This is a genomic window from Neobacillus sp. PVCKKU3 (assembly GCF_058323225.1).
The window spans coordinates 51505-67803 of sequence record NZ_JBLVQN010000008.1 but is presented as its reverse complement, the minus strand read 5'-3'; the positions used below and the strand labels follow the sequence as shown (position 1 = coordinate 67803).

The 16299-nt window shown below is 40.2% G+C and carries 12 protein-coding genes; 6 read left to right on the top strand and 6 right to left on the bottom strand.

Annotated features, from left to right (window positions below):
• The first annotated feature begins 10 nt into the window (after window positions 1-10).
• The 3 genes from mnmH (at window position 11) to odhB (ending at window position 5386) form a co-directional block, all read left to right on the top strand.
• Window positions 11-1081 (top strand): tRNA 2-selenouridine(34) synthase MnmH, encoded by a 1071-nt coding sequence (mnmH, locus tag ACNQGS_RS07480; RefSeq protein ID WP_491486781.1) that lies wholly within the window; start codon window positions 11-13, stop codon window positions 1079-1081.
• 179 nt (window positions 1082-1260) lie between these two features.
• On the top strand, window positions 1261-4110 hold the full coding sequence (locus ACNQGS_RS07475) for a 2-oxoglutarate dehydrogenase E1 component (RefSeq protein WP_491486780.1): 2850 nt from the start codon (window positions 1261-1263) through the stop codon (window positions 4108-4110).
• On the top strand, window positions 4103-5386 hold the full coding sequence (gene odhB, locus ACNQGS_RS07470; protein WP_491486779.1) for a 2-oxoglutarate dehydrogenase complex dihydrolipoyllysine-residue succinyltransferase: 1284 nt from the start codon (window positions 4103-4105) through the stop codon (window positions 5384-5386). Before ACNQGS_RS07475 ends, odhB begins: the two co-directional genes overlap by 8 nt.
• Window positions 5387-5441: 55 nt before the next feature.
• Here odhB and sda read toward each other — a convergent pair whose 3' ends face one another.
• Window positions 5442-5567, bottom strand: a complete 126-nt coding sequence (gene sda / locus ACNQGS_RS07465) for a sporulation histidine kinase inhibitor Sda (RefSeq protein ID WP_378583628.1) — start codon at window positions 5565-5567, stop codon at window positions 5442-5444.
• 256 nt (window positions 5568-5823) lie between these two features.
• Between sda and ACNQGS_RS07460 the strand changes: the two genes are divergently transcribed.
• Together ACNQGS_RS07460 and ACNQGS_RS07455 are read left to right on the top strand one after the other, a co-directional pair.
• Window positions 5824-7461, top strand: a complete 1638-nt coding sequence (locus ACNQGS_RS07460) for an AMP-binding protein (protein ID WP_491486778.1) — start codon at window positions 5824-5826, stop codon at window positions 7459-7461.
• Between the two features lie 81 nt (window positions 7462-7542).
• A complete protein-coding gene (locus ACNQGS_RS07455) occupies window positions 7543-7746 on the top strand; it encodes a DUF6501 family protein (RefSeq protein ID WP_213145171.1) in 204 nt (67 codons plus the stop codon).
• A 32-nt stretch (window positions 7747-7778) separates the two neighbouring features.
• Here the strand turns inward: ACNQGS_RS07455 and ACNQGS_RS07450 are convergent, their stop codons facing one another.
• The 5 genes from ACNQGS_RS07450 to ACNQGS_RS07430 form a co-directional block, all read right to left on the bottom strand.
• Window positions 7779-8357, bottom strand: a complete 579-nt coding sequence (locus tag ACNQGS_RS07450; protein WP_491486777.1) for a YhcN/YlaJ family sporulation lipoprotein — start codon at window positions 8355-8357, stop codon at window positions 7779-7781.
• Window positions 8358-8469: 112 nt separating this feature from the next.
• Window positions 8470-9246: a membrane protein insertase YidC gene (yidC, locus tag ACNQGS_RS07445; protein WP_491486776.1), complete on the bottom strand. Its 777-nt coding sequence runs from the start codon at window positions 9244-9246 to the stop codon at window positions 8470-8472.
• A 458-nt stretch (window positions 9247-9704) separates the two neighbouring features.
• Window positions 9705-10454 carry a pyruvate formate-lyase-activating protein gene (gene pflA, locus ACNQGS_RS07440; protein ID WP_491486775.1) on the bottom strand — a complete coding sequence of 250 codons (750 nt, stop codon included), beginning with the start codon at window positions 10452-10454 and terminating at the stop codon, window positions 9705-9707.
• 55 nt (window positions 10455-10509) lie between these two features.
• On the bottom strand, window positions 10510-12735 hold the full coding sequence (gene pflB, locus ACNQGS_RS07435) for a formate C-acetyltransferase (RefSeq protein WP_491486774.1): 2226 nt from the start codon (window positions 12733-12735) through the stop codon (window positions 10510-10512).
• A 290-nt stretch (window positions 12736-13025) separates the two neighbouring features.
• Window positions 13026-13478, bottom strand: coding sequence for a cupredoxin domain-containing protein (locus ACNQGS_RS07430; protein WP_491486773.1), 453 nt, complete (start codon window positions 13476-13478; stop codon window positions 13026-13028).
• A gap of 223 nt (window positions 13479-13701) precedes the next feature.
• On the opposite strand from ACNQGS_RS07430, the gene mprF reads away from it, so the two are divergent.
• Window positions 13702-16242 (top strand): bifunctional lysylphosphatidylglycerol flippase/synthetase MprF, encoded by a 2541-nt coding sequence (gene mprF / locus ACNQGS_RS07425; protein ID WP_491486772.1) that lies wholly within the window; start codon window positions 13702-13704, stop codon window positions 16240-16242.
• The last annotated feature ends 57 nt before the right edge of the window (window positions 16243-16299 follow it).

Here is a 16299-nt window from a genome sequence, read left to right as displayed (position 1 = left end):
TAATGTAAACATGAAGGAAATTACAGTAGAAGATTTATTGAATTTATCTAACCCAATCATTATTGACGTACGTTCACCAATTGAATTTAACGATGGAGCGATTGCTGGAGCGATTAATGTGCCTTTGTTTTCGAATGAGGAGCGTCAGGAAATAGGTACGATTTATAAGCACGAGGGCCAGGCAGCCGCAAAATGGCGAGCAATGGAACTGGTTTCGCCAAAGCTTCCCCGGATGTTGAATGAAATTAAATCCTATTCCGAAAAAGGAGAACTTGTTGTTTACTGTTGGCGCGGCGGTATGCGCAGTAAAGCCGTCGCAACCTTTTTGGAATTTGCAGGAATATATGCATGGCGTTTAATTGGCGGTTATAAAGCCCATCGTCATTTTATCCTTGAGAAAATTCCAGCGATGGTTCCGAATCAGGCTGTCGTCATTCACGGTATGACCGGTGTTGGTAAAACTGAGGTTTTAAAGCAATTGAAAAAACGAGGCTATCCCATTTTGGATTTGGAAGAAATGGCTGCACACAGGGGTTCTATTTTTGGAACAATCGGTCTTAATGAGGGAAATAATCAAAAGACCTTTGATTCTTTATTATTTGCTGGGCTTTGGGAAATTCAGGGTGCTGATTACTTCCTGGTTGAAGCTGAAAGTAAGCGGATTGGAAAGGCTGTACAGCCTGAAGAATTGATGGATATTAAATTTAAAGGCCTAAACATTTATATCCATTCCCCTCTCGAGCAGCGAGTAAAACATCTGGTATCCGAGTATGTTTTACCATACAAGCAGGAGCCTTGGTTCCATGAAAAAATCTCGCTTGGAATTGAAAAAGTCATCAAGCGTGTCAAGGATATAGAAATTAAAAACACGCTTTTGGAATATTTAGAAGAACGGAATTATCGGGATATGATCTCCATTTTGCTCGAGCACTATTATGATCCCCGATACACTCATGCCAGACAGGATTATATAGGGGATTTTTATGATATTTTTGCAGAAGATCCTTCGGATGCTGCTGAAAAAATTGCGCTAAAGCTGGAAGAGTTATCTTTTTCTCCTGTTATTTCCGTTAATTCATAAGTATATTGTCTTAACTTTGCACACGTTTTCGAACGTGTGCTTTTTTCTTTAATTAAGAAATTTTTTGCTCGTGAATGACACACACTAAAATGTAAACATTACATAAAGATATAGTGATTTTGGTTCATGCTGTATTTTGTCAAAGTGAAATTTACATATGTTTTAAGGGGGATTGATGGATGAAGGGGCCTAATGAAAATAGAAAGGCTATTTTGGATGAATTCCTTGGTCCAAATTTAGGTTATGTCATTGACCAATTTGAAAGGTATAAAGAGGACCCAACGGCAATTGAACCGGAAATGAGAATGTTTTTTGAAGAAATGAATGATGAGGAATTTTCCTCCTTCGCAGCTATTAAGCCTGATATTCATGAGGGTAAAACGTTACAAACAGAAAAAATATATGCTGCCATAAAACTTGCTGAAAATATCCGAACATTTGGCCATTTGGCTGCCAATATTTATCCATTAGGAAATTATACACCTGATATTTCTCATCTGGATCTCAATAGCTATGGTTTGACAGAAGAAGATTTAAGGAGTCTTCCCGGGCAGATTATTTCAGAAAATGGACCGGTATCGGGCCAAACTGCATTTCATGCATATATGAAACTAAAAGAAGTGTATACAAAATCGATTGCATATGAATTCGATCATGTCCATGATGTTGCGGAAAGAAACTGGCTAATCGAAAGGATTGAAAATGGAAGGCTCCAGTCCCCGCTTCCAAAAGAAAAACGAATAGACATATTAAAAAGGCTAACTGAAGTGGAAGAATTTGAGAAATTCCTTCATAAAACTTTCGTAGGTCAGAAGCGATTTTCCATTGAAGGACTGGACGTAATGGTTCCCTTAATCGATGAAATAATCGCCGAGACCGTACGGGATGGAGCTGAAGCTATTAATATTGGAATGGCGCACCGCGGCAGATTAAATGTACTTGCCCATGTTCTAGGCAAACCATATGAGATGATTTTCGCGGAATTTCAGCATGCGCCAAATAAGGAACTTGTTCCTTCTGAGGGGTCAGTTGGGATTAACTTCGGCTGGACCGGTGATGTTAAATACCACCTCGGGTTAAACCGGCAGCTTGCAGGTGAAAATGCAGTAAGGGCAAAAATTACATTGGCTAATAATCCTAGTCACTTGGAATATGTTGGTGCTGTGGTAGAAGGGTTCACGAGAGCAGCACAGGATGATAGAAGTGCATCGGGATATCCAACTGAAGATTATAAGGCTGCCTTGGCCATTCTAATTCATGGCGATGCTGCTTTTCCTGGTGAAGGGATTGTGGCTGAAACCTTAAACTTAAGCAGTTTAAGAGGTTATCGTACCGGCGGAACGATTCATATTATCTCCAACAATATGATTGGATTCACAACTGAATCCCATGACTCACGTTCAACAAGGTATGCAAGTGATTTGGCAAAGGGGTTTGAGATTCCAATCATCCATGTTAATGCTGATGACCCGGATGCCTGCATCGCCGCCGCTGTTTTAGCTGCCGAATACAGGTCGGAGTTTAAAAAGGATTTCTTGATTGATTTAATTGGTTATCGTCGTTTTGGTCATAACGAGATGGATGAGCCGATGACAACCAGCCCGCAAATGTATACCATTGTTCAAAAGCATCCTACCGTGAAGGAACTTTACGGAAAGAAACTTGGCAATGAAGGGCTTGTAACGGAAGAGGACATAGCAAAAATTCAAAAGGATATTAAGGAACGGCTTGTTAAGGCAAATGATAAGGTGTCTAAAATTAAGCATGATGAAGAAATTACGATACCGGAACCGCCATTATTCAATATAGAGAGAGCAACATATGAAACAAAGGTGCCGCTTGAAACTTTGAAAAAAATGAACGAAGAGCTGCTGCAGTGGCCGCAGGATTTTAAAGTGTTTAATAAACTTGAAAAGATTTTAAAAAGAAGAATAGAAGCATTTGATGAAACAGGGAAAGTCGATTGGGCTTTAGCAGAGTCACTTGCTTTTGCCTCTATCTTGGCAGATGGGGTCCCAATCCGCATATCAGGACAAGACACTGAACGCGGAACCTTTGCTCAAAGAAATCTAGTCCTGCACGATTATCAATCAGGTAGGATGTTTCTTCCTCTTCATCAATTATCAATGGCAAAGGCTTCCTTCGCCGTATATAACAGTCCATTAACTGAGGCAGCGGTGGTTGGCTTTGAGTATGGCTATAATGTCTTTTCACCGGAGACTTTAGTGATCTGGGAGGCCCAATATGGGGATTTTGCTAATGCGGCCCAGGTTATGTTTGATCAGTTTATCGCGGCCGGGAGGGCAAAATGGGGACAGAAATCTGGATTGGTTCTCCTTCTTCCACATGGATATGAAGGCCAAGGACCGGAGCATTCTAGTGCGAGGCTGGAGCGATATTTACAGTCTGCTTCTGAAAAAAACTGGTCCGTTGTCAATCTAACCACAGCAGCACAGTATTTCCATCTTTTACGCCGTCAGGCTGCCATGCTCGGTAAGGAGGAAGTAAGGCCCCTTGTGGTCATGTCTCCAAAAAGCTTATTAAGGAATCCGGTAGTATCGTCGTCCGGCTATGATTTAAGTGAAGGGGAATTTAGACCGGTAATCGAGCACTTTACACACTCCAGGGATCATCAAAAGGTCGAGCGGATTGTTATGTGTTCGGGAAAAATAGCCATTGACATCGCCGAGCAAACAAAGGATCCAAGCGGATTTGACTGGCTTCAGGTGATTAGGCTGGAGGAAATCTATCCGTTTCCAACAATGGACTTGAAAACTATTTTTGCAAAATACCCGAATATAAATGAAGTGCTTTGGGTTCAGGAAGAGCCTAAAAATATGGGTGCCTGGACGTTCGTAGAACCACGGATTAATGAACTAATCCCTGCTGGAATCAGGGTTGAATTTATTGGCCGCAGGCGCCGGTCAAGCCCTGCTGAGGGCGAACCAAACGTTCATAAATTAATCCAATCAAAAATTCTTGGTGCTGCACTTTCAAGGGCTGAAGAAGGAGGATCTAGCCATGGCTGAAATTAAAGTCCCAGAGTTAGCCGAATCAATCACAGAAGGAACAATTGCTAAGTGGCTAAAAAACACAGGGGAACAGGTTGAGAAGGGTGAATATTTAGTTGAGTTGGAAACGGATAAGGTCAATATCGAAATCATATCCGATTTTTCCGGCACACTGACAGAACAGAAATTTTCTGAAGGAGACACCGTACGCGTCGGAGAAACGATTGCTGTGGTTGAAGAGGGCGTGGGGCAAGCTGCTCCTGCTGCTGTCTCAGAACAGGCTCCACAGCCTCCAGCTGCAGTCCCAACAGAGGTTCCGCCTGCACCGCCGAATAATACAGGTTCGGTTGAGACGGCTGGTATACAGCAGGATAGAAAAGAGGAATCAGGAAAGCGCCCAATCGCTTCGCCTGCTGCCCGTAAACTAGCAAGGGAGAAAGGTATCAATTTACAAGAAATTCCGTCATCCGACCCTTTAGGAAGATTAAGAAAACAAGATGTCTCATCATTTCAGCCTGGTATGAACCCGGCTGGGCCGTCAGTTCCTAAAAGGGAAGCATCAGTGGAACCGATGAAAGTTGAAAATCCGGCAAAACCAGTTATCAATGAGAGAATGTCCAGACGCCGCCAGACCATTGCAAAGCGGTTGCTCGAGGTAAAGCAGTCAACCGCCATGTTAACAACTTTTAATGAAATTGACATGACAGCGGTAATGGACCTGCGAAAACGCCGGAAGGATAAATTTTTCGAAGAGCATGATGTTCGGCTGGGCTTTATGTCCTTCTTCACAAAAGCTGTAGTTGCTGCATTGAAAAAATACCCTTATTTAAATGCCGAAATTCAAGGCGACCAAATTTTAGTTAAAAAGTTTTATGATATTGGCATTGCTGTAGCGGCAGAAGAGGGTCTAGTCGTACCGGTTGTTAGAGATGCCGACCGAAAATCATTCGCTGAAATTGAAAGTGATATTATGCAGCTTGCTGAAAAAGCAAGAACAAATAAATTATCATTAAAGGACTTACAAGGAGGCACCTTTACGATCACGAACGGCGGGGTTTTCGGGTCATTACTTTCAACGCCAATTTTAAACGGGCCTCAGGTAGGGATTCTTGGCATGCACACAATCCAGCTTCGCCCTGTTGCGGTTGACAAGGACAAAATGGAGAATCGTCCGATGATGTATGTTGCCCTTTCTTATGATCACCGAATTGTCGATGGCAAAGAGGCTGTAAGCTTTTTAAGTACAATTAAGAAACTCCTTGAGGACCCGGAAACGTTACTGCTTGAAGGATAATATGTCAAAATAAATTAGGAAAACCGCTGATAATCGGATCAGCGGTTTTTAATGTCTAGCGATTTTTTAATGGCCTTAATCCACGTCGTTCAATTTCATCTTTAAGAATTTTTATCCATTCCTTTTCCTTACCAGACTTCAATGCATCCCGATACGAAAGAATTAGCTGTTCATTACTCATAATCTTCAATTAAGAATGCCCTCCTCGGAAAGTGGATTGAATATTCAGTTTTTACTATTGTAATGGTTTACAATTGATTTGAGAACCCTAACTGATAAAATTTTCACAAATTTGTCATTCTTAATTACGGGCTATGTTTACTATAATTGGAAATATTATATTTAAAAAATATTGAATATTCGCAAAAATATGTTAACATACATTTTGTAAGCGTTTTACTTTATTGGATTGTAAAGTGTTTTAGGGGGTTGTAAGGATGTCGGAATTATTAACTGTAACAGTTGGAGAGCTGTTAGAAGAAAAAGCAAAATTACACCCAGAGCATGAAGCAGTCGTGTATTCAGACCGGAATCTGAGATGGACCTATAGCAGGTTCAACCAAGTTTGCCGGACCGCTGCAAAAGGCTTAATGAAGCTTGGAATCGAAAAGGGAGAGCATCTTGCAGCATGGTCGACAAACACTCCTGAGTGGCTGATTACCCAATTTGCTACAGGAAAGATGGGGGCAGTACTGGTTACGGTAAACACAAACTATCGAACAGCAGAATTGGAATATCTTTTAAAACAATCAGACTCCACTACGATTATTTTAATGGATAAAATGAAGGATTCTTCCTATGTCGATATGCTTTACGAAATTGCACCTGAATTAAAAACTTCAGAACCGGGCAGGTTGAAAAGCAGCAAGCTGCCATTCCTTAAGAATGTCATCGTATTAGGGGAGAAGAGATACCCAGGTACCTTTTCATGGGAAGATATTATTCGCTTAGGTGAATTGGTTTCAGATCAAGAACTGGATAACAGGATGAACTCACTTGAACCCGATGATGTGATTAACATGCAGTATACTTCCGGGACAACAGGTTTCCCCAAGGGGGTTATGCTGACCCATAATAATATTGTCAATAATGCCTTAAATATTGCAAATTGCATGAAGTTGACAGTTCAAGACCGCCTTTGCATACCAGTTCCATTTTTTCACTGCTTCGGATGTGTTCTTGGTACAATGGCTTGCATGACTGTAGGAGCTACCATGGTACCGGTACAGGAATTCAGCCCGAAAAAGGTACTTCAGACGGTTCAAGATGAAAAATGCACGGGACTTCACGGTGTTCCGACCATGTTTATCGCGGAATTGAATGATCCTGAGTTTGAAAAGTATAACCTGTCGTCCTTAAGAACCGGTATCATGGCTGGATCAAATTGTCCAATTGAAGTCATGAAAGCCGTTATCGAAAGGATGGGGGCCACGGAAATTACGATTGCCTATGGACAAACAGAGTCCTCACCGGTCATTACCCAGACGCGGACAGATGACCCTATTGAATTACGGGTGGAAACAGTCGGAAAAGCTCTGCCAAATGTCGAAGTGAAAATTGTTGAACCGGGAACGAGTAGGGAAGTGCCGCGCGGTATTCAGGGGGAGCTTTGCACCAGAGGTTATCATGTCATGAGAGGCTACTACAAAAATATTGAGGCAACGACAGAAGCGATTGACCAAGAGGGCTGGCTGCATACAGGAGACTTGGCGGTCATGGATGAAAACGGCTACTGCAAAATTACCGGCCGATTGAAGGATATGATTATAAGAGGCGGAGAAAATATCTATCCCCGTGAAATTGAAGAATTTTTATATACAAATCCCAAAATTTTAGATGTCCAGGTGGTAGGGATCCCTGATGAAGTGTATGGGGAAGAGGTAATGGCCTGGATCATATTAAAAGAAGGGGAGTCGGCGGATGCTGAGGAGTTCAGGGAATTCTGCAAAGGAAAAATCTCGAAACATAAAATCCCGCGATATGTAGAATTTACAGACTCTTATCCAATGACAGCCTCCGGAAAAATACAAAAATACAGGTTAAGGGAGAAGGCAAAAGAAGTAGTGAAAAGATAATATTTTCAATGTTGTTGCACGATACCGGCCCTTTTGATTATACTTAAACTTGGACAATTGAGGAAAAAGGGCGGTGAAAGCATGATTCATCTGACATGGCGTGAACGCGAAACAGTTAAGAAAGTTAAATGTGTGCATACAAACGCTGAAAAATATATGGTAAAAAACATGTTGACTGTTGGAAAAGTGTACGATGTAAAAAATGAAACGGAAGAATTCTATTACATTATTGACAACTCCGGCAAGGTAGGCGGATTTTACAAGGATTATTTTCAAGACGCATAAAAAATGCCTGGCACTTTAAGCCAGGCATTTTTCTATTTTGCATCCGGGAATACACGTCGGATAGTATCTGTAAATTCGTCAAAAAAACCGGAAACTGGCCGACCTTTCCGTACGTCTCTTTCAAAACGATTCATTCGTTCATAAAAATCTGGATTAACGGAAACATAGACGTTATCAATATCTGGATCCACTAATTTAACTGTTCTAGAAATTGTATCTTTGACATTGGCTGTAAGTCCATTCCGTGCCGTACGGTTCAGTTTTGCGGCAACATAAGCATTATGATTCGAGACGATAATATTGGCGTGATTTACCTCAGGCAGGTCGGATACCTTGCGGGCTGCTTCCTCTGCAACACGCATCTTGGAACCCGTAGTACTTTGCACATTTGTCCCACGGATATCTTGTTTGTTAATATTTCTATCCAATTCTTGATCGCTGACATCAACACCTGAAATGGCCGGCCCGCCGTGATTTGGAATATTATAATTTGCTTTTGCTGGATTTAGCTCATTGCGGGTGGCGGTATCGTCATTCACATCATTTCGCGCACAGCCAACTAGGCAGAGACTAAACATGATAGTAGCAGTAAGGAACAGTCTCAATTTCACTTTTTTGCACTCCTTTTTTATAGGTTGTACAAAATTAGGTTGCCAAACATGGAAATAAACTATCCAATGAAAAAAGGAAGCATCTGTGTCGATGCTTCCTTTAGAGAATAGATTATTTTGCCTGCGCTTCTGCAGGTTTTTTTGCATAGAGCTTTTGACTAATCAAGGTTTGAACAGTCAGGAACGTTCCCCCAACAACCCAGTAAAGCGGCAGAGCGGCAGGTGCACTGAAAGAGAACATGACAATCATAAGTGGGGACATTAACCCCATAAATTTCATTTGTTGACGCTGCTGTTCTGGCATGGTTGACTGAGAAACTCTAAATTGGAAATAATAAATAACCCCTGCAATGATAGTGATAACGATATCAGGATGCCCCAAACTAAACCATAAAAATTTATGAGAAGCAATTTCTTGGGAGCCGCGAATTGCATAGTAAAAGCCTGTTAATATCGGCATCTGAATAAGAATTGGAAGGCAGCCCATATTTAATGGGTTAACACCATGCTTTTGATATAGACCCATCATTTCAGCTTGCAGTTCTTGTTTTTTCTTTGCATCCTTTTCGGCCTTCATCTTCTTTTGAATTGCATCCATCTCAGGCTTTAAGGCATCCATTTTTTCTTTCATATGCATTTGATTTTTATATTGTCTTAGCATTAATGGCATTAACACAAGCCTGATGATCAAAGTTACGAAAATAATTGCTAGTCCATAGTTTCCGCCAAAAACTTCTGCGAAGAAGTGAATAATTTTTGCAAATGGTTCAACAAAGTACGTATGGAAGAAACCATCATTTTTCCCGCTTTGCTGGGAAGAGCATGCAGATAATAGTAATACAGAAAAAGATAGAATAATTAATAGTAACGATGATTTATATTTTTTCATATTTCCTCCTAAAAGTATGATTTAGTATAAAGTAGAGAATAAGAAGGAAATTGGCTTTTCAGAATCATCGTCCCGGAAACACGCTTTTCTTCGGATAAATTTAACGATTCTTATTAAAATAATACTAATTGTTAAACTGCTTTTTTTCTTATAAAAAAACAGCGGGTGAATAATTTTTGAGCCGTATGGGTTCGAAAGCGAACCAATTGATGAGGAATCTACACCCAAAGCCCACAAATTTTTTAAAACCAGTCCTAGATAAAGACTCATATAAAGGGCTGTTAAGGTATTAATATCCGAATGATCGATTAATAATTGAAACAAACATTTCACCTCGCATCAGGTAACCAATGATATGAGTATATAAGAGAATAGCCAAATAATCAATTATTGTTGTGATGTTAATGTTTGGGTCTAAATGTTCATGAAAAGTAAAGAACACTTACTCCCGGAAGGAATTAGTGTTCTTTAGGTTTTTGCCAATGTGCAGTTAACATCGAATAGGCAAAATCAACTTTCTCTTCGCTTGGCGGTTCCACATCCTTTAAAGGGTATTCGTGGCCGAGCGCTTCCCATTTATAAACGCCCAGTTTGTGGTAAGGAAGAATTTCAATTTTTCGAACGTTTTCAAGTGTTCCAATGAATTCGCCAAGATTCTTCAAGTCTTCCGGTTCATCAGTTACAGATGGAACTAAAACGTGACGAACCCAAATCGGGACATTTCGGTCTGACAAAAACTTGGCAAACTCGAGAATATGGTCATTGGCCATACCGGTCAACTGGATATGTTTTTTCCTGTTTATATGTTTCAAATCAAGCAATATTAGATCGGTGTAAAGTAACAGTTCTTCAAGCTGTTCGATGAACAGCTTGGAATGAGAAAAGCAGCCCCCGGAGGAATCGATGGTTGTATGAATTCCTTTCTTTTTACATTCCTTAAATAACTCAATGAGAAAGGGAACCTGCAGGAGGGGTTCACCCCCGCTGACGGTAATGCCTCCTCCTGAGGCTTGGATAAATGGGAGGTACGATTCCAAGTCATCTATGATTTCGGAAACTGTCATTTCCTTTCCGGTGCCGATTTCCCAAGTATCGGCATTATGACAAAATTGGCAGCGCAGCAGACAGCCTTGTGTAAAAATGACATAGCGGATTCCTGGCCCATCTACGGTTCCTAATGTTTCAAAAGAATGAATGTTTCCGTTCATGATGATTCTCCTCTCATTAAAAGCAGAGGCTGAAGGGAACAGCCTCTATTTTTTTTTACAACGATTCATGGAAGGTGCGATTGATTACATCAAGCTGCTGTTCTTTTGTTAGCTTAATAAAGTTAACAGCATATCCGGATACGCGGATTGTTAATTGCGGATAAAGCTCCGGATGCTCCATGGCATCTAAAAGTGTTTCCCTGTTAAAGACGTTTATATTTAAATGATGTCCTGCTTTAATGGCATAACCATCTAAAATAGACACTAGGTTGCAAATTTGACTTTCTTCTTCCTTACCTAATGCTTTCGGAACGATAGAGAAAGTATTGGAGATACCATCCATTGCATAGCTGTATGGAAGCTTGGCAACAGAGGAAAGTGATGCTAATGTCCCTTTTGTATCCCGTCCGTGCATTGGGTTTGCTCCTGGTGCAAACGGTTCGCCAGCGCGGCGGCCATCTGGTGTATTACCTGTTTTCTTACCGTAAACCACGTTAGAAGTGATAGTTAATATTGATAAAGTATGAACAGAGTTGCGATAGGTTTGATGCTTACGCAACTTTTTCATAAAGCTTTCGACAATTCCGACGGCAATGCTGTCTACACGGTCATCATTGTTTCCGTATTTAGGGAAATCGCCGCTTATTTCAAAATCAACAGCAAGGCCGTTTTCATCGCGAATCACTTTCACCTGGCCGTATTTTATCGCGCTGAGCGAGTCGGCAACTACACTTAAACCAGCGATACCAGTTGCCATCGTCCGAATAATCTGCGTATCATGCAGAGCCATCTCAATTCTCTCATAGCTATATTTGTCATGCATATAGTGAATGACATTCAACGTATTAATGTATAGGCCGGCGAGCCATTCCATCATTTGATCGAACTTTTGCATGACCTCATCGAAATCCAAAATATCTGAAGAGATCGGCCGATACTCTGGTCCTACCTGTTTTTTTAATTTTTCATCGACACCGCCGTTGATCGCATATAGCAGTGCTTTTGCCAAGTTGGCACGGGCACCGAAGAATTGCATTTGCTTGCCGATTTCCATGGCGGAAACACAACAGGCGATCCCGTAATCATCACCATATTCAAGGCGCATGATATCATCATTTTCATATTGAATAGAGCTAGTTTTAATGGACATTTTCGCACAATACTTCTTGAAATTTTCAGGAAGCAGTACGGACCATAGTACAGTTAAGTTCGGCTCTGGAGCAGGACCAAGATTATCAAGGGTGTGCAGGAACCGGAAAGAGTTTTTTGTAACAAGCGGGCGGCCGTCGATCGCCATACCGCCAATAGACTCCGTTACCCAGGTAGGGTCACCGCTGAATAATTCATTGTAATCCGGTGTACGCGCAAATTTCACGAGACGGAGCTTCATCACGAAATGGTCAACTAGTTCTTGAGCTTCTTCCTCTGATAAGGTACCGTTTTGTAAGTCTCTTTCGATATAAATATCAAGGAAGGTGGAGACACGGCCAAGGCTCATCGCTGCGCCGTTTTGTTCTTTAATGGCTGCTAAATAGGCAAAGTATAACCATTGGAAGGCCTCGGCGGCATTTTTTGCTGGTTCGGAAAGGTCGAACCCATAGCTTGCTGCTAGTTCTTTAAGTTCCTTCAAGGCCCGGTATTGCTCAGAAAGCTCTTCGCGCAGCCGGATATTATCTTCAGTCATTACTTTGCTAGTGTTATTGAAATCTTTTTGTTTTTCTTTCATTAAGAAATCGACACCATATAAAGCAACACGGCGGTAATCCCCGATAATTCGGCCGCGCCCGTACGCATCTGGCAGACCGGTAATAATCCCTGCTTTTCGGGCTAAAATCATTTCACTCGTATAAGCATCGAAAACACCTTGGTTATGTGTCTTTCGGAATTCGGTAAATATTCTTTCAATCTCTGGATTTAATTTGTAGCCATATGCTTCACAAGCCTGTTTAGCCATACGAATTCCGCCGAATGGCTGAAGAGAGCGATTAAATGGCTTATCTGTCTGCACGCCGACTACTTTTTCAAGGTCTTCATCTAAGTAGCCGGGGCCATGGGAAGTGATGGTTGATACGGTCTCCGTATCCATTTCTAGGACTCCGCCATTTTCTCTTTCCTGTTTCGTCAATTCCATTACTTGCTGCCATAAGTTATTTGTCGAATCTGTAGCACCGGCTAAAAAGCGGTCATCACCTTCATATGGAGAGTAGTTTTTAAGAATAAAGTCACGTACGTTAATTTCTTTTGTCCAAGTCCCTTTTGTAAAAGCCTTCCATGCTTCCATGTTTTTTCACCTCTAAATGAAATAAAAATTTATATAACAGATTGGCTATTATTTCTACACTTAAAGTATAACAGGTTAACAATCTGAAATAAGGGATAAATGTTAAGATATTGTGAAATGAAGAATTTGTTGGGGAGGATTTGAACGAATTATGAACAAAATGATAAACTGTTTCACTTTATTTATATAACAAACACCGCCTGTTATATAAGAAGGATTCAACAATAACAGCACCTAAATAGTGATTCCTAGTGAACAGCATAAAAAAACAGGAGAAAAATGCTCCTGTTTTAATCTACGACAATATCAGCAATCATTGGACCATTATGGGCACGATTTGAATGAACTTCACAGATTAACCGGTATGTGCCTTCTTTCTTGAATTGCAGCGGCACGACAGTTTCTTCACCTTTCTTTACCGTACCCTTGATATCTGTTCCTTCGATATAGAATGGATGCTCTTCCCCGTTAATGCCGGTTATAAATAATTTCACCTTTTCGTCTTTTTCTATAATGATTTGACTCGGATCCCAACGATAGGCCTCAATATTTTTCCCGTTTTTCATTTTGGATTTGTATTCAACTGTCACCATATGGATTTCTCGTATTTTCCCATCTACCTTCTGATTAAAGACCGCGGCATCCCCAGCTTTTAATAGAAACCAAGATGAAATTGCAGCAAGCATAATACCTACAGCTAAAACGAATAGAAGTGTTTCTTTTTTTAATATTAAAAATTTCACAAGTATAACCCCCTCTAATATTTGTCCTAGTTTATTCATATGCCGGATAGGTGGGAAAACTTGTCTACTTTTTTTCCTGAATTTTCGAATTGCCTCTGACCAAATGGTTGAATGTTCGATAAAATGTCTACACTTGTAATAAGTCACCTCAAGAAAGTAAGAAATTGCTTTGTATTTCTTTCATAAACGTTTATAGTAAAATCAGGGATGATATGAATACTAGGTGATTATTTTGAAGGGTTATCAGAAGGATAAAATTTTTAAGATTGTAAAATTTTTATTCCCATTGCTTTTATTGATTTTTGCGATATTTGAAATAAAAAAGTTTGTGGGAAATTTAGATGTTCATTTGCTAGAAAACGAATTAAATCAACTCAATTTTTTGACGTTGCTGCTTATCATTGGCATTACCTTTTCGGCTGTATTACCGATGCTTTTGTATGATGTGATTTTAGTTCGGATTTTAGGGGCAAAGGTCCCAAAAAAAGAATTGTTAGAGCAATCGTTTATTGCCAATTCCTTTTCTAATTTAATCGGATTCGGCGGGTTAATCGGGGCAGCGTTAAGAACGTACTTTTTTCACAAACTTGAACAGGACAAGCGGAGATTACTTAGTGTTATAGCAACAGTTTCCCTATTTTATTTGGCAGGCATCTCATTGTTATCGTGGGCAGCGGCACTATGGTTCCGGAAGTTTCCTCTATTTGTCGATACCAAATGGCTTTATTTTGCCGTGTTAGGTGTCGCCCTTTATCTACCGGTCTTTTTAATGATACATAGAATGAACGCTAAAAAGGGCAAGCAATCTTTGATTACGGTAAAAGAGGGAACTAAGCTCATTGGGGTTTCCTTTGTTGAATGGATCGCTGTCTTTTTTGCTATTTATCTATTGACTAGAATTCTGGGCATCTCAATCCGAATCGAAGATCTTTTTCCTGTCTATATTGCCGCTGTTTGTGCCGGAATTATCAGTATGATACCGGGCGGTCTTGGCTCATTTGATTTAGTTTTTATTTGGGGGATGCAGGAATTTCATATGGCCGAGGAAAAAGTCCTCGTTCTCCTTCTTTTGTATCGGGTAGGCTATTACTTACTGCCGTTTATTGTGAGCCTCATTTTTTTTGTGAAGCTTTATTGGGAAAGATGGAACCAGTCGTGGAATAATTTACCTAACGCGATATTAGAGGTATTTAGCCACGTCATTTTGACTATGCTAGTGTTTTTATCAGGGCTTATCCTGCTTTTATCTGCAAGTGTGCCGGGGATTATGTCGAGGCTTAAAATTGCCCAGGAACTGTTATCGTTTCCGATTATTAATGTTTCTCATCAACTCTCTGTAGCTGCTGGATTCTTGCTGTTAGGATTATCGCGAGGCATTGAATATAGAGTGAAACGGACATATGAATTAACAATGGCAGCCTTAATTCTTGCAGCACTGTTTTCCATTTTTAAAGGGATTGATTATGAAGAAGCCATCTTCTTAATTATTGTCGCCATCCTACTTAGAGTTTCGAAAGGGCAGTTCTATCGGGAAAGCTATGTATTAACCTGGGGAAGAACAATCTTTGATATTGCTTTAATTGTAATCATTACATCGATGTATATCATCATTGGCTATTTAAATTTACCGGATGCCAAATTGGCGCTGCCTGCAAAATTATTGCCATATGTCATTATCGATTATCACGATTTATTTATGAGTGCGGGAATTGGGTTGTTTATTGCTGTTTCAATCCTTGCCATTGGCTATCTGAACAGCTTATCGAAAAAATGGAAATTTGAATCATCGTTGACACAAGAACAGGAAATCGTTCAGCATTTACATAAATATCAGGGGAAAGTCTTGTCCCATCTGATTTTTTTGCACGATAAATATATTTTCTGGAACAAAAAAAGAAATGTCATGATTTCATTTCAAAGATATGCGGATAAACTGGTGATCCTTGGTGATCCAATTGGTGAACTAAATGATCTATCCTCCGCCATTGAAGAATTTCAGGAAATTGCCGACCTGTATGGATTTTCGCTTGTATTCTATCAGGTTAGTGAAGAAATGCTTCCATACCTTTATAACCATGGATTTGCCTTTTTTAAATTGGGGGAAGAGGCCTTTGTGAAATTGCGGGAATTTTCATTGGCTGGAAGCAAAATGAAAGGTTTACGGGCCATTAAAAACAAATTTACCCATGAAAATTTTCGTTGCGAATTGGTAAATCCGCCTCATTCGAGTGAACTTTTAAAGGAACTGCGTGAAGTGTCAAATGATTGGCTGCAGGGAAGCAAAGAAAAGGGATATTCGCTGGGATTCTTTGATGAAGCTTACCTAAATAAGGCTCCTATTGCACTTGTAAAGGATCGTAATAGTAGAATTATTGGCTTCATGAGCATGATGTATGTTTATGATGATAACCAGACTATTTCAGTGGATTTAATAAGATTCCGTCCGGATGTTGAATCAGGCAGCGTGGATTTTCTGTTTCTTTCCTTAATGGATTGGGCGAAGGAACAGGGGTACCGGCGATTTAATATGGGTATGGCCCCATTGGCGAATGTTGGCCTTTCCAGGTTTTCTTTTTTAAGTGAGAAAATTGCGGCGCAGATTTTCCTGCACGGTCATTTTTTCTATCATTTTCAAGGCTTAAGAAAATTCAAAGAAAAATATACAAATATTTGGGAACCGAAATATTTAGCCTATCGGAAAAAATCTTCTCTTCCGTTTATTATGGCACAAATTACCCTGTTGATTTCGAAGAGAAGGGCATAGATAATGAAAAGTGGCTGGGACAATGAGTCTGCCGCTTTTTTTTATATAAATTTCCAA

Coding starts and splice junctions, on each gene's coding strand:
- mnmH (WP_491486781.1), top strand. CDS start 11: ATGAAGGAAATTACAGTAGAAGATTTATTGAATTTATCTAACCCAATC.
- ACNQGS_RS07475 (WP_491486780.1), top strand. CDS start 1,261: ATGAAGGGGCCTAATGAAAATAGAAAGGCTATTTTGGATGAATTCCTT.
- odhB (WP_491486779.1), top strand. CDS start 4,103: ATGGCTGAAATTAAAGTCCCAGAGTTAGCCGAATCAATCACAGAAGGA.
- sda (WP_378583628.1), bottom strand. CDS start 5,567: ATGAGTAATGAACAGCTAATTCTTTCGTATCGGGATGCATTGAAGTCT.
- ACNQGS_RS07460 (WP_491486778.1), top strand. CDS start 5,824: ATGTCGGAATTATTAACTGTAACAGTTGGAGAGCTGTTAGAAGAAAAA.
- ACNQGS_RS07455 (WP_213145171.1), top strand. CDS start 7,543: ATGATTCATCTGACATGGCGTGAACGCGAAACAGTTAAGAAAGTTAAA.
- yidC (WP_491486776.1), bottom strand. CDS start 9,246: ATGAAAAAATATAAATCATCGTTACTATTAATTATTCTATCTTTTTCT.
- pflA (WP_491486775.1), bottom strand. CDS start 10,454: ATGAACGGAAACATTCATTCTTTTGAAACATTAGGAACCGTAGATGGG.
- pflB (WP_491486774.1), bottom strand. CDS start 12,735: ATGGAAGCATGGAAGGCTTTTACAAAAGGGACTTGGACAAAAGAAATT.